General features: G+C 41.0%; 20 protein-coding genes and 6 pseudogenes. 8 read left to right on the forward strand and 18 right to left on the reverse strand.

Going from position 1 to position 22,843, the window contains the following annotated elements; all coding sequences use genetic code 11:
- Positions 1 to 38 precede the first annotated feature (38 nt).
- Together istB and istA are read right to left on the reverse strand one after the other, a co-directional pair.
- Positions 39 to 800: an IS21-like element helper ATPase IstB gene (istB, locus tag V3224_RS05445; protein WP_334467780.1), complete on the reverse strand. Its 762-nt coding sequence runs from the start codon at positions 798 to 800 to the stop codon at positions 39 to 41.
- The gene (gene istA / locus V3224_RS05450; RefSeq protein WP_334469113.1) at positions 787 to 1,827 is read right to left on the reverse strand and encodes an IS21 family transposase; all 1,041 of its coding nucleotides are present in this window, start codon (positions 1,825 to 1,827) and stop codon (positions 787 to 789) included. Before istA ends, istB begins: the two co-directional genes overlap by 14 nt.
- An 89-nt stretch (positions 1,828 to 1,916) precedes the next feature.
- Here istA and V3224_RS05455 point away from each other — a divergent pair.
- A pseudogene (locus tag V3224_RS05455) lies at positions 1,917 to 2,189 on the forward strand (IS701 family transposase); the annotation flags it as partial.
- Positions 2,190 to 2,218: 29 nt separating this feature from the next.
- Here V3224_RS05455 and V3224_RS05460 read toward each other — a convergent pair.
- The gene (locus V3224_RS05460; RefSeq protein WP_334467716.1) at positions 2,219 to 3,091 is read right to left on the reverse strand and encodes an IS982 family transposase; all 873 of its coding nucleotides are present in this window, start codon (positions 3,089 to 3,091) and stop codon (positions 2,219 to 2,221) included.
- 118 nt (positions 3,092 to 3,209) lie between these two features.
- On the opposite strand from V3224_RS05460, the pseudogene V3224_RS05465 reads away from it, so the two are divergent.
- Positions 3,210 to 3,812: pseudogene (locus V3224_RS05465) on the forward strand (transposase); the annotation flags it as partial.
- Here the strand turns inward: V3224_RS05465 and V3224_RS05470 are convergent.
- The 13 genes and pseudogenes from V3224_RS05470 to V3224_RS05530 all read right to left on the reverse strand — a co-directional run bounded on the left by V3224_RS05470 (position 3,809) and on the right by V3224_RS05530 (position 15,641).
- The gene (locus tag V3224_RS05470) at positions 3,809 to 5,089 is read right to left on the reverse strand and encodes a hypothetical protein (RefSeq protein WP_334469116.1); all 1,281 of its coding nucleotides are present in this window, start codon (positions 5,087 to 5,089) and stop codon (positions 3,809 to 3,811) included. The pseudogene V3224_RS05465 and the gene V3224_RS05470 sit on opposite strands and share 4 nt — an antisense overlap.
- Entirely contained in the window at positions 5,086 to 7,644 is a 2,559-nt protein-coding gene (locus V3224_RS05475) for a hypothetical protein (protein ID WP_334469118.1), read from the reverse strand. The genes V3224_RS05470 and V3224_RS05475 overlap by 4 nt, the downstream gene beginning before the upstream one ends.
- A 20-nt stretch (positions 7,645 to 7,664) precedes the next feature.
- Positions 7,665 to 8,135 (reverse strand): hypothetical protein, encoded by a 471-nt coding sequence (locus V3224_RS05480; RefSeq protein ID WP_334469121.1) that lies wholly within the window; start codon positions 8,133 to 8,135, stop codon positions 7,665 to 7,667.
- Positions 8,114 to 8,608, reverse strand: a complete 495-nt coding sequence (locus V3224_RS05485) for a hypothetical protein (RefSeq protein ID WP_334469123.1) — start codon at positions 8,606 to 8,608, stop codon at positions 8,114 to 8,116. The genes V3224_RS05480 and V3224_RS05485 overlap by 22 nt, the downstream gene beginning before the upstream one ends.
- Positions 8,609 to 8,610: 2 nt before the next feature.
- A pseudogene (locus tag V3224_RS05490) lies at positions 8,611 to 11,066 on the reverse strand (hypothetical protein).
- The gene (locus V3224_RS05495) at positions 11,066 to 11,251 is read right to left on the reverse strand and encodes a hypothetical protein (protein ID WP_334469126.1); all 186 of its coding nucleotides are present in this window, start codon (positions 11,249 to 11,251) and stop codon (positions 11,066 to 11,068) included. Before V3224_RS05495 ends, V3224_RS05490 begins: the two are co-directional and overlap by 1 nt.
- 137 nt (positions 11,252 to 11,388) lie before the next feature.
- Positions 11,389 to 11,697 carry a hypothetical protein gene (locus tag V3224_RS05500; protein WP_334469128.1) on the reverse strand — a complete coding sequence of 103 codons (309 nt, stop codon included), beginning with the start codon at positions 11,695 to 11,697 and terminating at the stop codon, positions 11,389 to 11,391.
- 219 nt (positions 11,698 to 11,916) lie between these two features.
- The gene (locus tag V3224_RS05505; protein ID WP_334469131.1) at positions 11,917 to 12,246 is read right to left on the reverse strand and encodes a hypothetical protein; all 330 of its coding nucleotides are present in this window, start codon (positions 12,244 to 12,246) and stop codon (positions 11,917 to 11,919) included.
- A 12-nt stretch (positions 12,247 to 12,258) separates the two neighbouring features.
- The gene (locus V3224_RS05510; protein ID WP_334469133.1) at positions 12,259 to 12,690 is read right to left on the reverse strand and encodes a Bbp16 family capsid cement protein; all 432 of its coding nucleotides are present in this window, start codon (positions 12,688 to 12,690) and stop codon (positions 12,259 to 12,261) included.
- A 16-nt stretch (positions 12,691 to 12,706) separates the two neighbouring features.
- The gene (locus V3224_RS05515) at positions 12,707 to 13,126 is read right to left on the reverse strand and encodes a major capsid protein (protein WP_334469135.1); all 420 of its coding nucleotides are present in this window, start codon (positions 13,124 to 13,126) and stop codon (positions 12,707 to 12,709) included.
- A gap of 18 nt (positions 13,127 to 13,144) precedes the next feature.
- Positions 13,145 to 14,299 carry a methionine adenosyltransferase gene (gene metK, locus V3224_RS05520; RefSeq protein ID WP_334469137.1) on the reverse strand — a complete coding sequence of 385 codons (1,155 nt, stop codon included), beginning with the start codon at positions 14,297 to 14,299 and terminating at the stop codon, positions 13,145 to 13,147.
- A gap of 170 nt (positions 14,300 to 14,469) precedes the next feature.
- Positions 14,470 to 14,760: pseudogene (locus tag V3224_RS05525) on the reverse strand (transposase); the annotation flags it as partial.
- A gap of 140 nt (positions 14,761 to 14,900) precedes the next feature.
- Entirely contained in the window at positions 14,901 to 15,641 is a 741-nt protein-coding gene (locus tag V3224_RS05530; protein ID WP_334469142.1) for an IS701 family transposase, read from the reverse strand.
- Here V3224_RS05530 and V3224_RS05535 point away from each other — a divergent pair.
- From V3224_RS05535 to V3224_RS29760, 4 genes and pseudogenes are all read left to right on the forward strand, one after another.
- Positions 15,626 to 15,814 (forward strand): hypothetical protein, encoded by a 189-nt coding sequence (locus V3224_RS05535; RefSeq protein WP_334469144.1) that lies wholly within the window; start codon positions 15,626 to 15,628, stop codon positions 15,812 to 15,814. The genes V3224_RS05530 and V3224_RS05535 overlap by 16 nt on opposite strands.
- A gap of 405 nt (positions 15,815 to 16,219) precedes the next feature.
- Positions 16,220 to 18,127: pseudogene (speA, locus tag V3224_RS05540) on the forward strand (biosynthetic arginine decarboxylase).
- A 147-nt stretch (positions 18,128 to 18,274) separates the two neighbouring features.
- On the forward strand, positions 18,275 to 19,198 hold the full coding sequence (gene speB, locus V3224_RS05545) for an agmatinase (protein WP_334469147.1): 924 nt from the start codon (positions 18,275 to 18,277) through the stop codon (positions 19,196 to 19,198).
- A gap of 314 nt (positions 19,199 to 19,512) precedes the next feature.
- Positions 19,513 to 19,713, forward strand: a pseudogene (locus V3224_RS29760) (anthrax toxin-like adenylyl cyclase domain-containing protein); the annotation flags it as partial.
- Here V3224_RS29760 and V3224_RS05550 read toward each other — a convergent pair.
- Positions 19,673 to 20,647, reverse strand: a complete 975-nt coding sequence (locus V3224_RS05550; protein ID WP_334469150.1) for an IS701 family transposase — start codon at positions 20,645 to 20,647, stop codon at positions 19,673 to 19,675. The pseudogene V3224_RS29760 and the gene V3224_RS05550 overlap by 41 nt on opposite strands.
- Positions 20,648 to 20,702: 55 nt before the next feature.
- Between V3224_RS05550 and V3224_RS05555 the strand changes: the two genes are divergently transcribed.
- Positions 20,703 to 21,272 carry an anthrax toxin-like adenylyl cyclase domain-containing protein gene (locus tag V3224_RS05555; protein ID WP_334469153.1) on the forward strand — a complete coding sequence of 190 codons (570 nt, stop codon included), beginning with the start codon at positions 20,703 to 20,705 and terminating at the stop codon, positions 21,270 to 21,272.
- Between the two features lie 137 nt (positions 21,273 to 21,409).
- Positions 21,410 to 22,240, forward strand: coding sequence for a glutathione-dependent disulfide-bond oxidoreductase (gene yghU, locus V3224_RS05560; RefSeq protein WP_334469155.1), 831 nt, complete (start codon positions 21,410 to 21,412; stop codon positions 22,238 to 22,240).
- An 8-nt stretch (positions 22,241 to 22,248) separates the two neighbouring features.
- Here the strand turns inward: yghU and V3224_RS05565 are convergent, their stop codons facing one another.
- Positions 22,249 to 22,803: a recombinase family protein gene (locus V3224_RS05565; RefSeq protein WP_334469158.1), complete on the reverse strand. Its 555-nt coding sequence runs from the start codon at positions 22,801 to 22,803 to the stop codon at positions 22,249 to 22,251.
- Positions 22,804 to 22,843 lie beyond the last annotated feature (40 nt).

Raw genomic sequence — 22,843 nt, forward strand, 5'->3', positions numbered from 1 at the left:
TTTTTAGCTAAATCCGATCAATCAAAATTGATCCACTTTTACTCAGTCATTGCTCCTGAGCGCCGCTTATCTTTCAATCGATAGCTTTCACCGCTTAATTGCAGTACATGCGAATGATGAAGTAAACGATCAAGCATAGCGGCAGTTAATGTTGCGTCATCAGCAAAAGCATTTGGCCATTGCCCAAATGATAAGTTACTCGTCAATATGACACTGCCATGCTCATAACGCTTGGCAATCACATTGAAAAACAGGTTTGCTTCTTCTCGCCCAAACGGCAGGTATCCAATCTCATCGATAATCAACAATTTCGGGGCCATCACCGAACGTGATAGATATTGTTTGAGCTTATTTTGTCGTTTGGCAGTTGAGAGTTGCAACATCAGTTCAGCTGCCGTGGTAAAGCGGGTTTTCTTCTTGGCCTGTACTGCTTTTAATCCTAACCCAATAGCTAAATGCGTTTTGCCTACACCGCTTGGGCCAAGCAACACGACATTTTCATTACGTTCAATAAACGTTAATGCGCTTAATTCCTGTATGTGTTGTTTGGGGATCCCCGTTGCAAACTTAAAATCGAACGTATTAAGTTCTTTATGTGCTGGGAATCCTGCCATCCGACTCAAAAGATTACGGGTTCGTTCATCTCGTTGTTGTTGCTCACATTTTAATAGGGACAGTAAAAACTCTCCGTAGCTTTTGTCTTGGGCAATGCATTGTTCGGCAAGTGATGACCAATGAGTCGGAATAGAATTTAATTTCAATGACTCACACAGGTGTTCAATTTGTTCATGCAATAACATGTTCACCTCCCAGCAATGCTTCGTATACGCTGATTGAGTGTTGCAAACTGACAGATTCAAGGGGCGGTACGATACGGATATTAAGCGTATCAGTCTGCGGGATAGATTGGCAAACCCTTGCTGGTAAGGGTAGAAGATACTTAACTTCCTTAGCTAGTCTATCTGCTGGCTTCTCTAACGTTGTTCCATGAATCCGCTGATGGGCAACGCGTTGTAACCAGGGCCCCACTCTTGCATTAGCTATCTCAATATCCAGTTCAAGATTATGAGCACGAAGGTCGGTATTTAATGGTACGATAAAGCTGTTTTTTAAATAGTGGTTAAAGCGCTCTACTTTCCCTTTAGTTTTTGCCCTGTAGGGCTTGCAAGCACACAATTTAAACCCGTAATCTTTCGACATTTGAAGCATTTCGACATGTAATTTATGTTCACCTTCTGCATAAGCATCCCGTTCGATGATGAGGGATTTTGCGTTATCACACAATATTTCCTGTGGTACACCACCAAAATAGTCGAAAGCTTCTCGTAAACCTTGTTGCCAGGATTCTGCTCGTTCATTATCAAAGAACTTTACATAACTCGCACGCGAATAGCCTAGCGTTGCACCAAACGCTTTTAGTGATTTTTTACCTCGCCGGATGCTGGTGAAGTCGATTTGCATTTGTTGACCTGGCTGTGTTTCAAAACGGACGACAGCTTCGGGAACAATGCTTGGTTTAAATTGACAAACAAATCGGCGTAATTGAGCAATACCGCCTTGATAGCCGCTTTCAACTACTTCATCAAATAAGACTGTTGCAGGGATCCAATCAGGTTTAGCCAGTTCAATTCGATGAAGCAAATAAGGTTTAAAGGGTGCTAATTTAGTCGGTTGTTGACTTCTTTTAGCATAAGTTGGCATTGTCTGTTGTTGTAAATGATGTTTTACGGTGTTACGGGATATGCCCAATTCACGGGCAATTTTTCGAAGGCTTTGTCCTTGTGCAAAGCGAACATGAATATCCACAAATATCTCCTTGGTTAACATAAATTATCCGTACAAAAATGTGCGAATAATACCAAGCGGATCAGTTTTAGATGATCGTTAGTGGATCAGTTTTGCATGATCGGTGACATTTATCTCATGACACTGTTAGCCGATGGCTAAAAAGTAGATGTTTTAGACCTAAAGACCTATGGCGATTAGTTGAACCTTCTATAGACAAAAAAAGCCCTTGCGTACTAATTGCCGATGATACATTGATTGCCAAAACACGTAGTAAAAAAATAGTGATGGTCCATTATCAATATTCAGGTAATGAACATGATGTTATTGCTGGCATAGGTTTAGTTAATTTGCTTTGGCATGATCTGACGAAGGTTGAATCAATTCCTATCAATTATCGTATTTAACCTGAGTTCGGGATAAGCATTATCAATTATACTTGAAGATACGTACCTGCAACAGGTATCTTTGGTTTAGATGGCATTAAACAATATGCAACCAGTCCGCCTAATAAATTCACTACAAAGTTAGCCGGAGAGCGATGTCGCGTATGCTCTATTTGACAAAGATTTTTTAACTCATCAAATACCGTTTCAATGACAGAACGATGACGCAAGATGGCTTTGTCGAAACAAGTCTGTTTAATAGGCTTCATTTTCTTCTTGATATTCGTTATAAGGCTAATTCCCATCGTTTTGAGTTGCTGTTTCAGTGAAGCCGATAAATACCCTTTATCTGCGTACAAACAACCAGAAAGATCCTTTGTCAGCTCAGGCAATGGTTTCCGATCATCGGTGTTTCCTGGTGTGAGTCGAAAACTGAGTATTTCCCCCAAATGATTGATAATTACATGAAGCTTGAAACCAAAGAACCAACCTGTTGAATTTTTTCCCCGTTCAGCTATCCCATTGAAGACTTTATGTCTGCGGATCCGTAAGTTATCACACACCGCTATCGGAGTAGAATCGGCAACCGATAGCCCCGTGCATTTTCCCTTAATTGACTCAAACAGTGCCGTTAACGCTAAGGCACTACGCGGAAGTAACTCTACACAGCGTGAATAGGATGGCAAGTTAGGAAATTCCTTCCGGAGATATAAGCGGACATAATAGAGATAAAATACCTTGAATTGCCTGAATCGGAGTTGATGAAACAACACAACCAGTGTCATCATTTCCGCCAACGAAAGCTGAGTAGACCGTCTACGACGCTTAGTACCGTTAGTCAGCAAATATTCATGCATTTTTGGCTCGAAGTCTTTGCAAAAATCATCCATCAGGCAATAAAGTTCAGTAAGATTTTCCATAATTGTTTAACAATGCTCTACTCTTTAACCAGACTGTTAGAGTATTTTAACAAAACAGGCTCATTCAACTATTTGAATATCAAGACTTTCTCTTTATTTCTTATCCCGAACTCAGGTTATTTATGATAAAGATTATGATGGAAAAACAAAAAACACGCACTTTTCCGAAATGCTCACTCTTGCTAAAAAAAGAGGGATCATGCCAGAAGCCGTAGTGATGGATGCTTGGTATTCTAGCCTGGATAACCTGAAATCAATTCGCTCTCATGGTTGGATCTGGGTAACCACGCTGAGGAAAAATAGGATTGTTAACCATAACAAACAACTGAACAAGTTAAACATCTCAGAAGAAGGAACGTCAATACACTTGCGAGGATATGGTTGGGTAACCGTTTTCAAATTTACAGCCAAAAACGGCCGTATTGATTACATAGTAACAAACAAAGAGAATCCCACCCGTCAATACCTCAAATCTATCATGGATGCCCGTTGGTCTGTTGAAGTTTATCATCGAGAGGTTAAACAAAACTGTGGTATTGAACGCTGTCAGGCTCGCACGAGCCGAGCGCAAAGAAATCATATTTTTCTCGCTATTTCTGCGTGGTTTGAACAACATAAACGTCGTATATCTGAAAAAATAACCCTTTATCAACAAAATTGGGACGTAATCAAAAGTGCTATTACTGAGCAAATCCGTGTTTTATTAGCGTACCCAAATTAGTTTTGTACGAAACTCGTGCCCATTTCATCATTTGCTATCTGCACTTTATCTCTGGGTTTAGGCGTTGAAATATAAGAAAGGATTTTCTCATCAAAAGCATTATCAAACGCACTATCAGAAACCCGAAACGTCTCTGTTTGATTAGCATGAATCGCCACATCTTCTTTAATACCCAGAACGTCCCTCACAGCGGAATTGATGAAGGTTCTGTTGATCGGTTTAGATAAAAATTCTGCCCCATCTAACAGGCTACCCACATCAACAGAACGACCTTGTGATAAATCATTCATTGCTTTTCCCATTGCCGCAACATGCGCATTCAGTGACATTGCGTTAATAGGAACACCTATTGTTGTATCACGTTCAATATGTACTTGTTGATTAGCCGTTAATGCAGAATCAACATCAATGGTTTCAAAATCAGGGGACTTAATATTTTCTCCACGACTATTGATAAACCGCCCCATACCCCCAAACGCCGCACCCAGCACGGCATCAATGGCAATAGCCTGTTTATCCAGAATGTCATACTGGGAAGCCATCTCATCATACCCCCCTTCTTTTAGCATTTTGGCAGCAAAGCTCCGTTGAGCTATACCCATTGCAATATTAGAACTGGACGCAAAAAGAATATCAGGGGTGGCTTTTGCGGCTGAGGCGGCGATATTTCCTAACATACCACCTTTTGATGAGAGTTGTGCCGCTACCGCTTCAGACAATACCCCACCGCCACGTAAGCCTAAAGACATCGGCAAAAACAGCCCACCTGCCGTAAAGATTGCATCACTCGTGGCTTTATCAATGGCCGTACTTTTATTGACACCCTCAGCTGTTAATTTTTCATATTCAGAAAACCCTTGTACTCCCCCAACGGCTAATGCAGCGGCGGTTGTACCGCCTGACATTGAGGCAACAACCGCCTGACTGCCAATATCAAAAAGACTAAATAATACCTGGCCTGCCGTCCCCGTTGTAACCGGATCGGGTGTTAAATTTCTTACTTGTTGTTCTGCCAGTTTGCGTTGTTCTTTAATAAACGCTTCAGAGGTATCATGAATACCAAATTGGTCATTCACAAATTGAGCAACGGGCGAAACAACAGCATCAACCAATCCCCAAAGCGCCTGATCGGGCTTGGCAACCAAAGCTGTATACAATCCTTTAACACTTAAAGAAAGAAACGCATCAAAAAAGCCAGGTTGATGATGGGTTGTGCTATGGATAGCATCATCTAATAGTTGATTATCAACCACCGGATCTAAACCAAAATAACTCATAATGGCACATCCCTTATTTTTTCTTGTGAAACATCAATAATAACAGGTTGACCGTTCTTGTCCCTTAAAGGCCCACTACCATGGATGATTAAATATTCACTCTCTCTAAGGTTTTTTAATTGAAAAACAGGAAGCGATGAATAACTATATTTTATATAATTTGTGCTTAAAGCAGGGGCAATTCCTTCATAATTTGCATCTATAGTCGCTGCAATTCTGTTCCATTCATTTTTTACTGCTTTATCAAATTCATCACTGCTCATTCCCCAGGGTAACATAATCTTCCCCATACCCTGGTAATCATAAATGCCACCGGTTGCGATATTAATAGCTTGTGTCCAGGCATCTTTGTCCAGTTCACCGTTAATATCACCCTTTTTTGACATTAACGCCGCATAGACATCTTTAGCGACTTCAAATGCTTTCTTGGCACCCCCTATATCATCGGCAAAAACCTCACCAACCTCATCTGAAAACGTTTCTCTTAACTCGGTATCTTTAGGAAAGATGAACTTTTCAACCCCTTTGTCTGCTTTTCTAACCGAACTCCCCTGCACAATTAACTGAGCGGCTTCTGTCGGTGTGACAGTAATATCACTATTGAATCGATTATGTTGTGTCGTTATTCTTGAGGGTTTATTCATGATAATACCGGCAACCGCAAGCGAGGTATCCGATGTACTAATTTGCTTTAATGCGGCTGTATAGCTGGTGTTGTCTTTAAGCCCCTGACGGATGGCATCCAGATATTCTATTTTCTGACTGGCCGGTGCCTTGTCTAATAGCTGAGATAAAATAGCTTGTTCCTGAGCGGAGAAGATGGTGAGCGGTGTCTGATAGTCCTTTGCTATCTCAGTAACATGCGCTGATCTTTGATTAAGTGAATCAGTAAGCGCTCGAATAGTAGAAAAATCTAGGGTGTTTACTTGTTCCCTATCAATACTAAACTGTATCGGATCGGTTTCTCTTATTTTATTAACTGTACGAATAGCTTGATCTAACAGATCGTAACGTTTCCAGTTATTAGCCGCATCATCATCACCGATTGTCTTTTTAGACGCCAATAAAGCTTTTTGCGCTTGCGGAGAAAGATATTGCACCGTTGCAATATCCGCAGCCAATGCTTGATTCTGTTGAAATTGTTCATACGCTTTAATACCGTCATGTTCACCATGCGCATATTTAAAGTCATTCAGTGAAGGCGGATTGCCATACCTTAATCCCCGTAACGCCATTGCATTGGCATCTTTGACTTTATCATCTAACGTATTCTTAAATTCCTGCCGCTGTTTATTTTGTACCGTTTCCCCTTGCTTACGTAGCTGGTATTGCTGAACAGGAGTCAATAATGACCACCAGGGATCACCGCTACCTTGTGCTTTACTTCTCTCAGGTAGGTATTGGGATTTATCAGGTTCAGGGAGTCGAGTTAATCCTAATGCCGCTTGTAAGCCGGTATTTATCTGTGCATCAGTTATGCTATGTTTGCCTTCATGATGCATGATAGCTGTTGCCAGCGATTTCAACGTCGCAATATTCGTGACATCAATCGGCACATTGGGATCGATGTTCATTCTGGTAGCAACATCCGCAATATAAGCCTCGGTGTTATTCCCGTCATTTTTAGGTGCCCAACGAGGAATAATCTTATTGACGGTAATAAACCCTTTATCTCGATACGTCAGTAAGTTTTTTCCTAATGCTCGGATACCATGCTCAGGCGTAGCAAATTGAATATATTCGCCATCATCCCCAATTTGCCCGTCCCAGGTATTATTCGAAATTCGTAAATTACCAGGATTATTATTACGGCCACCCCGATTATCAACGGGATTACCGGGCACCCGCATAGTGCCATCCACATCAGAAGGCTCACCAATACGATGTAAGGTTTGAATCGCATCATTTGCCATGGCGTTTTGCCCTGCTAGCCAGGCAACATTATTTTTAAATTGGGTAACGTTGGCAATGATTTCTTCTTCACTCTGTCCCCGAAAACGGCCAAAGGTCACAATATTATGCTCTCCCAGTGTCATATGACTCAGAAACGCTTTCGGGTCATGAAAACTCTCTGCTGCTTTCTTTTTTATGATTTCCATCGAACCCTGATACGTACTGGTTTCAAATGCCTGAATCTGGCCTATTTCAAAGCGATTAATCTGCGTGGCATATTGACGATTCAAGACATTGGCCTGTTTGTTAAAATCTTCTCTGGCCCCTTCCGGTAATGAAGCCATCAGTTCTTCTCTTTTGATTTTGAGATTTGCCATGACTTCATCTGACTGCCCCATGGCATTACGACCTTGTTTGCTATACAACCCTGTTTGGGGATGATTCAGTTGCTCGTCGGCATAGGTTTGCCATTGCAGTAACGCATCCTGTGACAAAGCCACATTAGCCCGTTGTTTAGCCTCAGCAAAAACCTGGGCGTATTGACCAACGGCCTCCCCAATCCCAGCACCAAAATCATTGGGGGTAGAACGAATCGTCAAACCATTATTGGGCACTGATGATGATTGGACTTGACGATCTTTATAAGTGGGGACAATTGGCATGATCCCTTCTCTACTGTTCTTTATTCACCCGCCGTGCGGTAAACACTATAGGCTTTTATCGGTGCCGTTAGTAAGGTGTTCATCGCCCCCATATTGCCTTGCCAGCGTGATAGTTTGGCATTAAGACGATCATTTCTAGCCTGCATTTGGTAACCATAAGCTTCACGTTGCGAGTTATTGACCAGGGTCAGCGCGTCCAGTTCGCCCATTGCAGCCGTATCACCAAATAAATCCAGTGACCCCGTTGAGCCCAAATCAACACCACTGGCCGCCATAGCTGCGGCTTGGGATCCCTCCAATTGCCGTGTTCGTGAAAGCTGCTTTTCTGCTTCGGCATTACCGCGATTAATCGCATCCGGTGCCATCTGCTCATTCAGTCTAGCGTTTTGATTAGCCACATCCGCATTAAATTGGCCAGACTGATATTGACTGTAAGCTTGCATACCGGATGAAACAAGCGTAGCGGCAGCTAACGCGGCGGGATGACACATGACGGTGCCCTCATAACAAAACGGTGAAAAGGATAGTTGAGAACCCCAACCGGTTTAGCGTCGTCAATTTTAAAACCAAGCCAATGTAACCAGGCTTTAGCGACATGATTACGTTCATCAACATAATTTATGAGTTCAGGATAAAGCGTTAACATCCCATTAAGAACAGGACGGCAGTGCCTTAAAAAGATTTTCTGATATTTTTCCAACCAATCCGAACCAACCAACCACGGCACCCCAATGCCATTTAAAATAGAGCCAGGGGAAACCCCAAAAATCGTGACAACCTGATTATCAATGATGCCAGCCCATGACTGTCTTGATTGGGCGAGGCCTTTTTCTAACACCTCACGCGGCGACATCATGGATATAGCATAAAATTCATCAATATCGGCTTGGCGAACATGCGGTAATAACCGCTCAATATGTTCTTTTGTCGCCTTAATAATCTGTACATCATGCTGTTTGGCCATATTCAGAACCTACCAACATCTAAACGCGGGATCACCGCCAAAATAGACAAGGGAAGCGGATCCGTTTGTCGTACATAAACCCGACCGTTTTTGCTCCAGGTAGCATCCAGATTGATTTCAACAATGCCTGTCGCATCCTCAACCGGATTATCATAAAATTCAAATTCTCGCTGGGCGTATTCATACAAGCGCGCTTTTTCAGTGCCGGCCCAGATACCCCGACTACTGTGAACAATCAGGCTGGCTGATTTCATTAATTTCTTTTTATCCAGTAAGGTCTCCTGGCCATTAATATGAATATCGAGCGTTTCCATTTCACTGATGTAAGGCAAACCCACATGCACAACCACCGCAGGATCATCTAACATGATTGCGCCATTTTTCACCACCTCTGGTGACAAAACATTCGCATCCGCTAAGATATTGACCGTTTTATCTTCTAAATGGGCTAAGCCCGAAAACACAAATCGCGCGAAACCCCATTGATGGGTGGGGTTGTTTTGCAATATCACCGGCACATCCCTATTCGGCGATACGCTGACCTGATTGCCATTGATAACCGTAATAATGCGACAGCGTAATACTTTGTCTTCATCGTCTTCAGAATAGGGAAGATGAATTTCATTATTGATATCACTTGCTTTAAATATCCTGTTACCGTCAGCGTAAAATTATTCTGATACGACCAATCCTTTGCAGTGGTCATTAGCGTCACAGACTTAGCGGTATCCCTATTACGCCCATCATAAGACAAGCCGGAATCAACAAAAAAAGCCTCTTCGGTCTTGCTAAACCATCGACTTGATAACCGTTCCACATAACGAACGGTACTGCCCTTTATTTTCCGACAAACAACAAAGTACACCGCATCTTCAGTGCCTTCACTAATGCTACAGGTTGATTCGAATTGCCCATCGGTATGTTGGGGTGCCCAGGCAAAGACCTGTTGCTCTCTCAAATAGGTCAATGTCAATAATTTTCCATCATCACGAATACACCAGGCAATGGAATAGGGAACAATTGAAAAAGCCCAGTCAATAATCTGGCGTTTTTGAAAGAGATGGTTGGCTAGAATAGTCAGATCGGTTCCCTGATAGCCATCCACATCAAATGAATAGGCTAAATCACGCACAGCGCTACCTTTCTCCTGAATATATAACGCAATATTCGCGACGGATATCGGCGGCACATTGCTACATCCATTCGCGCCTTGCGAAGAAAAGGAAAAACTACTCGGCGTTAACACTTTATTTTGATCGCCGGTAATTTGATATTCGCCCCCTGACGTTAATGCCATCAGTGAGCCCACATCAATTAAATGGCGAATTTCATTAACCTGACGACCGGCATAGGTGTAAATAATCCGATCATCATCTTGAATCGGATTATTGCGGCCAAAGTCTTTGTAATCCCCACTGCGACTAGCCCAGACAGTTTGCGGATAGGAATAAGAACTGGCAAAAAATAGCCGTTGCTGATAATACACCACGGTACTTGGATAACCATTAACCGCATTCCAGGCAAATCGGGCCCATTTATAACTGGCTTTATCTTTACCTACCGCATTGGAAGGAACATAAGATATCACCGTGCCGGTTGCCGTTTTACCATCACTGCCGACCGACTCAATTTTTACAATGCCAAAACCACTATGAAGATATTGCCATTGGATCCCCATTTCACCGCCCCAGCCATCCCAGGCCATACCTTCTGTATGCGAAGGTCTTAACGTGCCGCTTTTGCCTGCCGTATTAGCACGATAGTAATTATTGCCTGCTCGACGCTGATTTTCTTTGGCAGTCTTTTTATCCGTTTCCCAGACTGGAACTGCATCGACTGACGGTTGCTCCAAATAAAACGCCTTACCTACCTGCTCTTTGCCAAAAATAGCATGGGTCGAAGTCAGCGTAATTTTTCCCGTACTCGCACTGGCATAAACTTTTCTCCCTTTATCGGTATTAATCTCTTCAAAAGGGCCATTACGTGTTTCCACTGATACCAATTTCCAATCGTCATGATTATAGCGTTGCAATTCCATCGGTGGGTAATTGGCATGAACAATCGTCATGACATCGGATGATTGGGTAAACTTCAAATTAAATAAATCTGCTTCCACATAAGGGGTTGGTAGTTCAAATATCTTACCCTTATTGGGACCACTGGAATACAACACTTGACCACCCTCTTTAAAAACGCGCAGATATTTATCGCCAAATTCCAGCGCATAAGTTTGTACGATGCTAAACTGAAACGGGATAAGCCGGCATTTTTTATTGGCATATTTAGTCGTGGCAATAAAACGGGTACCTGGCCGATTTTCAATTCCCCCAAACTGACGAACCAGAAAGTTTTCACACTTTCGTAATGCTAACGTATATTTAGCAAGATCAACCCGCCCATATAGACTAGGGGCAATTTCACCGCCTGAAAAACTGGGTTGAATAAGACTCAATGGCATTAGGATAACCTCGCCGCTGTAAATTCATCGATATAATCCGTCGGTTCGGATGATTCACTTAATGAGTGAGCCGCCGCATTTTGAATCGCTAATTGGTACAACTGAAAAGATTCATTGCCAATACTGGCATTTGATGCCAATGAGCGTGCCAATTCTGCCGATAATCGCCAGGCTAATGCATCCACGAGTTTCGCACCAATAAAAAAGCGCTCTATTTTTAAGTTTAATTCAGCATAATATATAAATAGAAAAAATCTCATAAATTAAAAATAACTTATTGTAATTTAAGTAAATTTATACGTCTTAGCAAGTTACAGATTAATTATTGTTCTGAAGCCATTTCTAGAATTTTATATGCCCGTGCGAAACTCGTGGCATCAATAAAAATAGGATCAAACATATTAACGTCAGTGACTTTAGCCACATAACGCAACCAGGCTTTAGGTTGATCACAATAAAGTAATTTGCTGACCCCTGCTTCATCTGAACCAACCTCAAAATGAATCGCCTGATCGGGACGGCTATATTTTTCACCCAGCCTAATGATGGTAATCGCTTTCATGCAATCAGTTGGATAACGATAAGCGTACTGCCATTCAGGCGGCGGGTTTCCGGTATCCGCTAATGCCATCCTTTTTAACGCAAAGTTCCAGGGAAAATCAGTCAGTACCGTATCGCGGCAATGAGGATAATGTAATCAACATTGTTCGGCTTCTTTGCTTTTTTCACGAAAGCTATTAATAAAACGGCTATTTCCCATCCGACTTAACGCTAAATTGCAGATTTCAATTTCTGATGCCATCATTTTACCTCTAATAAAAAAGGCGCATAAGCACCCTTTCGTATAAGGCTACACCCCTAATTCTTTTCGTTTAGCGTCTATCTCGCTGCGCAATTTATCTGCCCCCGATTTAGGGTGTGGATTTTTGTTAAATAATTGCTGATATTCATCACGCAGTGAGGCGAGTTCTTGCTCAACCTCTTCACTTTTTTGCGTATCATCTTCAATTAGTTGCGCGTTATCTCCCTTTTTTTCAGGTGTTTTTTTCGACTGAGAAGGTATTTTACTCTTGACAAGTTCAAGGTTATTACCTGCCACGCCGTCATATTCAACCGTTTCACCAGGATACAGCAGCCGACCATTAATAAAGGATTTTTTCAATACGTTATAGTGTGACATCTCACCTCCAGCCTATTGACTGACGGCGTGATAAATGGGATGCGCATCAACCGTCAGATTAATTCCTGCGGTAAATTTACCTGCGGTTAATGGCCCCTCGGTCACCACATAACGAAGCCGTAAATATTTTAATGAACCCGATGGGACTTTATTCACTATTCGCTTGCCGGCTTTTAAATCCGCAACCGGAAGCGCCACCGATTCAAAAAGCGATTTTGCATCAGAGAAATCACTCTTCTTAGCGGTTTGTAAAATAAACTGCACGGTTGCATTACCCGCCGCGTTAGCTTGCTCAATCACCTGCACAAACAGTTCCAAGGGCTCACCAAGACCAATATCCCGAAAATCCCCACTTATGGGGGCTAAATTCAGCGTATTCGTTCCCTCTCCCGTTGTCGTCACCGCCTGCTCTAATGAAAACAAGGTCTCTTTATCTAAAATCATGGTATTACTCTCCTAGTTATTTAACCTGGCTTTCTGTTGTTAAAATAGAATCAACCCGACGGACAGGAATTTCATCAAATGAAACCACCTTTTTTCCTGCAATTTCCTGCATCGAAATATTGACGTTTTTGCTATTTTTAATTTGTCGACGCATCCAGCTACGTATTGACTGATTGCAATAAATAGCGGGACGACCGAGTGAAAGGTTAGGGATTTTTTCAATGGCCTGGATAAATAAATCCGGTAAATCAAGCGAACCGGCAGCTTCAGGATCTTTCTTTAGTTTAGTCATATCAATATTGGCAATTCGGACAACATAACGCCAGTCACGAACCGTTAACCCATTTTTCCATTGAAAATGTGTTCGATAACCTTCATATTTACCTTTATTAGCATCCTCAAGTGTCACCTGTCCCTTGCTTTGCTGTTTTAACAAGATAAAATCGACGATTAGTTAATTAAAACCGACGGCTGCGCGAAGTTCAGCAACTTTATCTGTTTTTTCCCATGGGAGTTGAGGACGGCCAAAATGTCCATACGCTGCTGTTTGACGGTAAATAGGCTGTAATAAATTGAGCATTTTGACTAGACCATAAGGACGTAAGTCAAAGATTTTATGCACTAAATGAACCAGCGTTTCATTGGCTATTTTTTCAGTACCGAAAGTTTCGATCATGATGGATGTCGGTTCAGCGATACCAATCGCATAAGAAATTTGAATTTCACAGCGATCAGCAACTCCCGCGGCAACAATATTCTTTGCTACGTAGCGCGCTGCATAGGCAGCAGAACGATCGACTTTAGACGGATCTTTGCCAGAAAAAGCCCCGCCACCATGGCGAGCCATGCCACCGTAAGTATCGACAATAATTTTACGGCCAGTTAAACCACAATCACCCATTGGACCGCCTATAACAAAACGACCTGTTGGATTAATAAAATAGTTAGTATTTTGCTGTAACCATTCTGTCGGTAATACTGGCTTAATAATTTCTTCCATTACCGCTTCTGATAAGGTGTCTTGGCTAATTTCTTCAGCATGCTGAGTAGATAAGACAATAGTATCAATGCCCACTATTTTATTATTTTCATATTGGAAAGTGATTTGGCTTTTAGCATCTGGACGTAACCAGGGCAAAGTACCATTTTTTCGCACTTCGGCTTGGCGTTCGACTAAGCGGTGAGCATAAGTAATTGGTGCTGGCATAAGAACATCGGTTTCGTTATTAGCGTACCCAAACATGATCCCTTGATCGCCTGCGCCTTGTTCTAAAGGATTTGCACGATCGACTCCTTGATTAATATCAGGAGATTGTTTGCCAATTGCACTGATAACAGCACAGGAATTGGCGTCAAAACCCATATCGGAGCTGGTATAGCCAATTTCGCGTATCGTGCGCCGCGTAATTTCTTCAATATCTACCCAGGCGCTGGTCGTAATTTCACCGCCAACCATTACCATACCTGTTTTTACATAGGTTTCACATGCAACGCGTGCTTTTGGATCCTGTTCAAGAATTGCATCAAGAACTGCGTCTGAAATTTGATCTGCAATTTTATCAGGATGACCTTCTGATACTGATTCAGAGGTGAAAAGATGTGTGGTCATAGATGTTTTATTACCTTAAAAATTCTGAGAAACTGAATTAGATGTATTACCATCCAGACGTCTATTCTAATGTTAATTTTGCGCTATTGCTAGCTGTTTTTTATCTTTGTTGATGGCAAAAATCTGATTTGCTAGATATAGATAAATATGTTCACGAGTTTCGCACAAAACTAATTTGGGTACGCTAATAAAACACGGATTTGCTCAGTAATAGCTCTTTTGATTACGTCCCAATTTTGTTGATAAAGGGTTATTTTTTCAGATATACGACGTTTATGTTGTTCAAACCACGCAGAAATAGCGAGAAAAATATGATTTCTTTGCGCTCGGCTCGTGCGAGCCTGACAGCGTTCAATACCACAGTTTTGTTTAACTTCTCGATGATAAACTTCAACAGACCAACGGGCATCCATGATAGATTTGAGGTATTGACGGGTGGGATTCTCTTTGTTTGTTACTATCACGAGTTTCGCACCAATAAAAAAACGCTCTATTTTTAAGTTTAATTCAGCATAATATATAAATAGAAAAAATCTCATAAATTAAAAATAACTTATTGTAATTTAAGTAAATTTATACGTCTTAGCAAGTTACAGATTAATTATTGTTCTGAAGCCATTTCTAGAATTTTATATGCCCGTGCGAAACTCGTGACTATGTAATCAATACGGCCGTTTTTGGCTGTAAATTTGAAAACGGTTACCCAACCATATCCTCGCAAGTGTATTGACGTTCCTTCTTCTGAGATGTCTAACTTGTTCAGTTGTTTGTTATGGTTAACAATCCTATTTTTCCTCAGCGTGGTTACCCAGATCCAACCATGAGAGCGAATTAATTTCAGGTTATCCAGGCTAGAATACCAAGCATCCATCACTACGGCTTCTGGCATGATCCCTCTTTTTTTAACAAGAGTGAGCATTTCGGAAAAGTGCGTGTTTTTTGTTTTTCCATCAGAATCTTTATCATAAATAAGATAATTGATAGGAATTGATTCAACCTTCGTCAGATCATGCCAAAGCAAATTAACTAAACCTATGCTAGCAATAACATCATGTTCATTACCTGAATATTGATAATGGACCATCTCTATTTTTTTACTACGTGTTTTGGCAATCAATGTATCATCGGCAATTAGTACGCAAGGGCTTTTTTTGTCTATAGAAGGTTCAACTAATCGCCATAGGTCTTTAGGTCTAAAACATCTACTTTTTAGCCATCGGCTAACAGTGTCATGAGATAAAGGCGATGGGCTTACTTCTGATAACGCTAAACCAGAGTATCTTAAACTGCTTACTTGTAAGAATGTTTTATAGATATCTTTAATACATGGATAACCCGACAAAATATGAACACCCTGATTTTTTCTTGTTTTTAAATTTATACTTCTTTTTTGGAGATTGCGAAACTCGTGATGTTGATGTTTTATTCAATTTGATTTTGCATTTTTCTTATAATAAAGGTATAAACAGCGCGATAACTGATGAACCTTTTTTCTCATCAGGCGTTATGCGGTAGTATCGGTATTGATACTACTTCTCAATTTAAAATGGTTACGTTCTGAGGCTGAATGTTATAACCATGTTTTGAGGTGAATGGGTAATGTTCCATTATCAGCAAATAGCAAATTACCAATCATCACAGCTTAATGTCTGTGTAGCCGCTTCTATTTCCTTTCTCTATATTATGGCTTCTAGTCGAAATTATAGGTCGTACTCGAGACAGACTAAAATCATTCATTGATAAGTTGTTTTGCAACTATTAAATAACAGAATGATTGCTGAGTTGTCATGAATCCTTTTTTAATAAAATAAGAGTTATTGCTGTTTCCTGGAAATTTTAAAATTTGCACAGAATATTATCTCATTAGATAGGATATGTTGGGGAAAAAGTGAAGCTCATACTCCATTTCAGGAGATAAGTATGAATAACAATATCGCGCGTAAAATGCAACAAACTTATAATATTGCATATTGGGGAGGCGGCTATTACCAGGTTAATGAACAAGGTAATATTACTGTGTGTCCTAATCTTGACCAACCAGACGCGAAAATTGATTTAGCCGCCTTAGTTGAACAAGTACAGGAAGAACAGCAAAATCTGCGTTTGCCGGCCCTGTTTTGTTTTCCGCAAATTTTACAACATCGATTGCGGTCAATTAATGCTGCATTTGAACGGGCGCGTCGTGATTATGGCTATCAAGGTGATTACTTTCTTGTCTACCCAATTAAGGTAAATCAGCAGCGGCGAGTGATTGAAACTTTAGTGAGATCATGAGAACCCTTAGGTTTAGAAGCCGGCTCTAAAGCAGAATTAATGGCTGTATTAGCGCATGCAGGTATGACGAAATCAGTGATTGTTTGTAATGGCTATAAAGATCGGGAATATATTCGTTTAGCGTTGATCGGCGAAAAGCTTGGCCATAAAGTCTACTTAGTGATTGAAAAAATGACTGAAATTGCCCTAGTTTTGGATGAAGCTAAAAGGTTAGATGTTATTCCTCGGTTGGGAGTACGAGCGCGTTTGGCGTCACAAGGTTCGGGTAAATGGCAAGCGAGTGGTGGTGAGAAATCAAAATTTGGTTTGGCCGCGGCTCAGGTTTTGCAGTTGATTGATACATTAAGAAGTGAAGGGCGCCTGGAAAGTTTGCAATTATTACATTTCCATTTAGGTTCTCAGATGTCTAATATTCGCGATATTGCCACAGGCGCTAGAGAGGCAGCTCGTTTTTATGTTGAGTTACATAAATTAGGTGTCAAAATTGAGTGTTTTGATGTTGGTGGTGGTCTTGGGGTTGATTATGAGGGGACTCGGTCGCAATCGGATTGTTCTGTCAACTATGGTTTAAATGAATACGCCAATAATGTTATCTGGGCGATAGGTGAAGCTTGTGATGAACATGGGTTAGAGCATCCAACGGTGATCACTGAATCTGGTCGAGCGTTAACCGCGCATCATACCGTATTAGTTTCCAATATAATTGGTGTTGAACGTAATGAATTTACTAAGATCACGCCACCACCGAAAGATACCGAATTATCGCTGATTTCCCTGTGGGAGACATGGAATGAAATGCAACAGGGAAATAGCAGTTCATTACGTGAATGGCTGCATGATAGTCAACTTTCGTTATATGATGTGCATACCCAATATGCCCATGGCATGTTAAATTTGACAGAGCGTGCTTGGGCTGAAGAGCTTTATCTTAATATTTGTCGTCGTATTCAGCAGGATTTAGATCCCAGTAATCGAGCTCATCGTCCTATTATCGATGAGTTACAAGAGCGAATGGCTGATAAGTTATATGTTAACTTTTCGTTATTTCAATCTATGCCGGATGCCTGGGGTATTGACCAACTTTTTCCAGTATTACCGATTCAAGGATTAAATGCGCCATTAGAACGGCGGGCGGTTTTATTAGATATTACCTGTGATTCGGATGGTATTATTCATCACTATATCGATGGTGATGGTATCGCTGCTACTATGCCGATGCCTAATTATGATCTGGAAGAGCCGCCGATGATAGGCTTTTTTATGGTCGGTGCTTATCAAGAAATATTAGGCAATATGCATAATTTGTTTGGCGATACAGCAGCGATTGACGTCTGTATTGATAATTCAGGGGAAGTCAGGTATTTACAAAGTGAAGAGGGAGATTCGGTGGCGGATATGCTCCATTACGTCAAGCTTGATCCTAACATGTTATTGACGCTTTTTCGTGATCAAGTCAATAGTAAAGATTTGACGAAAAGTTTAAAGGAGCAGTTTCTGGCTGAATTTGAAACAGGATTATATGGTTATAACTATTTAGAAGGTGAGTCAATATAAGTTAGCCAAGGTTATTGAGCGATAAGGGAATAAATCTTAACGGTGCATCGTCAATCTCGTCCTTTAAGACAGGGAGGATGCCAGGTAGAAGCGCAGTAGCCTTAATAGTGAAAGTTATTCACTAATAAACAGTTTGAGATAAATTATATGATCAATAATACATTAAATAATCAAGAAGATAACTCTTTGGTTTCTAATGCCTTTGGTTTCATGCGTTTTCCACTCCATTTTTCACCTTATGATAGTGATGCACAATGGGTGATCACCGGTGTTCCCTTTGATATGGCGACATCAGGTCGGGCGGGCAGCCGTCATGGGCCGGCTGCTATTCGACAGGTATCAGCAAACCTGGCATGGGAGGGTAAACGTTGGCCATGGCAGTTTGATCTCAACGATCAGTTAAAAGTAGTTGATTGCGGAGATCTGGTATTTGCTTTTGGTGATGCACAGGATATGAGCGATAAGTTGCAGGCACATATCGAAAAGTTATTGGCATCCGGCAAAAGATGTTTAACCTTTGGTGGTGATCACTTTGTCACGTTACCTTTACTGCGTGCACACGTAAAGCATTTTGGCCCCATGGCGTTGGTTCATTTTGACGCTCATACCGATACTTATAGTAATGGCAGTCAATTTGATCATGGTACCATGTTTTACCATGCGCCAAATGAAGGATTAATTGATGCCACACACTCCATTCAGATTGGTATTCGGACCGAATATGATAAGCACAATGGCTTTACAGTGTTGGATGCAGCTTATGTGAATGACGCACCGCTGGAAGATATTATTGCTCAGATAAAATCGACAGTGGGTGAATTACTGGTTTATTTGACCTTTGACATTGATTGTTTGGATCCTCCCTTTGCGCCCGGTACAGGAACGCCGGTTGTCGGAGGGTTAACCAGTGATCGTGCCTTAAAGTTGTTGCGAGCTTTACAACCATTGAATATTGTTGGCATGGATATTGTGGAAGTTGCTCCGGCTTATGATCATTCACAAATTACTGCCTTAGCGGCGGCTACCATCGCACTGGATATGCTTTATATTCAGGCTAGCAAAAAGCGTTAACTAATCTATATAATTTTACAACAAAAATGTGCCATTTATGGCACATTTTTATTTGCGCTAAAGTCAACTAATTATCTATCAAATTGAATGAATATTAGTTAAGACATGCAATCAATCTGAATTTATTTTTTACTTATTAAAGTAAGTTATGTGACTGTTTTTTATGCAACAAAATAGGTAAAATATCACTTTTTAAATGGCAGGAATAAAGTATAAATGCATCGTATATCTAATAATTTAATATTAAATGCTGCCTATCCTAGACAAATGGCGGACAACCTGTTCCTTCCACTAGTTGTCAGAAAAACCAACCAAAAAGTGGTATTCCAGCAACGCATTTAAAAACCCTTTCTAACTATGCGATTCAAAAAAATCTAATTTATGGTATTCGACCCATTAGTCCATATGCGACCTCTTTAATTGAAGCCGGTTATCCCACTAAGCCGCTTATGATTACACGAGTTTCGCACAAAACTAATTTGGGTACGCTAATAAAACACGGATTTGCTCAGTAATAGCACTTTTGATTACGTCCCAATTTTGTTGATAAAGGGTTATTTTTTCAGATATACGACGTTTATGTTGTTCAAACCACGCAGAAATAGCGAGAAAAATATGATTTCTTTGCGCTCGGCTCGTGCGAGCCTGACAGCGTTCAATACCACAGTTTTGTTTAACTTCTCGATGATAAACTTCAACAGACCAACGGGCATCCATGATAGATTTGACGTATTGACGGGTGGGATTCTCTTTGTTTGTTACTATGTAATCAATACGGCCGTTTTTGGCTGTAAATTTGAAAACGGTTACCCAACCATATCCTCGCAAGTGTATTGACGTTCCTTCTTCTGAGATGTCTAACTTGTTCAGTTGTTTGTTATGGTTAACAATCCTATTTTTCCTCAGCGTGTTTACCCACATCCAACCATGAGAGCGAATTGATTTCAGGTTATCCAGGCTAGAATACCAAGCATCCATCACTACGGCTTCTGGCATGATCCCTCTTTTTTTAGCAAGAGTGAGCATTTCGGAAAAGTGCGTGTTTTTTATTTTTCCATCAGAATCTTTATCATAAATACGATAATTGATAGGAATTGATTCAACCTTCGTCAGATCATGCCAAAGCAAATTAACTAAACCTATGCCAGCAATAACCTCATGTTCATTACCTGAATATTGATAATGGACCATCTCTATTTTTTTACTACGTGTTTTGGCAATCAATGTATCATCGGCAATTAGTACGCAAGGGCTTTTTTTGTCTATAGAAGGTTCAACTAATCGCCATAGGTCTTTAGGTCTAAAACATCTACTTTTTAGCCATTGGCTAACAGTGTCATGAGATAAAGGCGATGGGCTTACTTCTGATAACGCTAAACCAGAGTATCTTAAACTGCTTACTTGTAAGAATGTTTTATAGATATCTTTAATACATGGATACCCCGACAAAATATGAACACCCTGATTTTTTCTTGTTTTTAAATTTATACTTCTTTTTTGGAGATTGCGAAACTCGTGTAAAGGGAAAACTGCCGATTGGGGTCTACAAGCCGGATTTATTTGTGTTGATCAAAATTTTAGTAAGCTTGTTGGACAGTCAGAACAGGTGCAAAAATACAATGCTTTGATCAGTAAAAATATACAAAATGGTGAAGCAATTGGTGTGCCTTTGACTATAACTCGCGATAGGATCAACGAACTGATCGAGTTAGGTTGCCTTGAGTCATCTCGCTCACGTGGCGATCGCATGATTTTATTAGCACGCTCACCAACTGGGCAGGAATATCAATTTGAAGCTATTCCTCAATCTAATAATCATAACCACTATCGAATAGAAATAGCCGGGAAACCGATTTATGTGTTAAGTGAACCGGAAATACAAGAATTTTTTGTCCCTGATTATGATTTATTACTAGTCGCTACTCATTTCCGTGATTTTGGTGCGTTTGATAACATTTATAGCGCGGCAAAACATTTGATACCTAAAAGTAAAATATTTGATACGATCAAAAAACATACAAAAGTAAGCTATTTGATACTAATCTTTTGTACAATGCCGAAAATAAAGTGTTGAAAAATGCTCCTACAGTCTGTCTAGTATTCACTTGTTCACATATTAACCATAACTGGATGGTAATTATTTTCTTGTACAGCGAAACAACAAGACTTTCTTACTTTTACTCACTACGTCACCTATCAAGGAGATTTTCCATGACCAATTCTTCGACCTATATACCGCCAAAAATATGGCAACAACCCCTATCTAGTGGTACGTTTGCTAATATCAACCGCCCTGTTTCCTGCTCAACTCACGAAAAAGAGCTACCAATCGGCAAGCATCCGATACAACTCTATTCTCAGGGTACACCAAACGGTGTTAAGGTCACGGTAATGCTGGAAGAGTTGCTGGCACTTGGTCATACCGGTGCCGAGTACGATGCTTGGCTAATTTCTATCCGCGAAGGAGAGCAATTCTCTAGCGGTTTTGTCGAAATAAATCCTAATTCTAAGATACCAGCACTGCTTGATCACAGCGGTGAAAGACCGTTGCGGGTGTTTGAATCTGGCTCAATTCTACTCTATCTGGCAGAAAAATTTGACGCGCTGCTACCACGTGATTCAGCAACACGCACTGAAGCCTTAAACTGGCTGTTCTGGCAGATGGGCTCTGCTCCGTTCGTCGACGGCGGTTTTGGGCACTTCTACGTCTACGCACCGGAAAAATTTGAATATCCGATAAATCGCTATGCAATGGAAACCAAGCGCCAGCTAGATGTATTAAACGGCCATTTGGCTGAAAAACGTTATTTAGCGGGGGGAGAATATAGCATCGCTGATATTGCCGCTTGGCCTTGGTATGGCTGGCTGGTGCAAGGCACTTTGTACGATGCAGGCGAATTTCTGTCAGTGCAGAATTATCACCATGTCAAACGCTGGGCTGATGAGATTGCTGCCCGATCCGCAGTGATCCGTGGTCGTAAGGTCAATCGTACAGGTAATGACGGTGTCTCGGAACGCCATCAGGCATCAGACTTGGATTAACATCATTCTCAATTTTCATCAGAGGGACTTTTGCCTGTTCGAGCGGTATGATCAACTGGACAATATTTGTAGATGCTGGTTAATGAAACGCCATACAGTAATGTAAGCTGTTTTCTACTCTGACCGGACTCAAGTAATTTTTTAGCTTGCTGCTGCTGTGCAGAAGATAATGAGCAAGGTCTACCACCGATACGGCCTCTGCTTCTCGCGGCGGCTAAACCCGCCTGAGTTCGCTCAACAATCAGTTCCCGCTCCATTTGTGCCAACGCGCTCATCACATGAAAGAAAAAACGCCCTGCGGATGAAGAGGTGTCGATAGAATCCGTCAAACTATGAAAATGAATCCCTTTATCTTCTAGTTCAGAGATTAAACCGATTAAATGTTTGATGCTGCGGCCTAGTCTATCCAGTTTCCAAACCACCAACGTATCGCCCGCTTTTAAGCAATTTAAAGCGCGTTTTAATCCGGGTCTCTGGTCTGTTTTTCCGCTGATTTTATCCTCAAAAATCTGGTCACAATTTGAGCAAATCAAGGATTTTTGCTGTAAATTGTCAACGATCACCGAAAACTGATCCACTTTTTATCTAAATACGATCAATCAA

The sequence above is a fragment of the Arsenophonus sp. PmNCSU2021_1 genome, from assembly GCF_036919435.1.
GTDB lineage: Bacteria > Pseudomonadota > Gammaproteobacteria > Enterobacterales > Enterobacteriaceae > Arsenophonus > Arsenophonus nilaparvatae.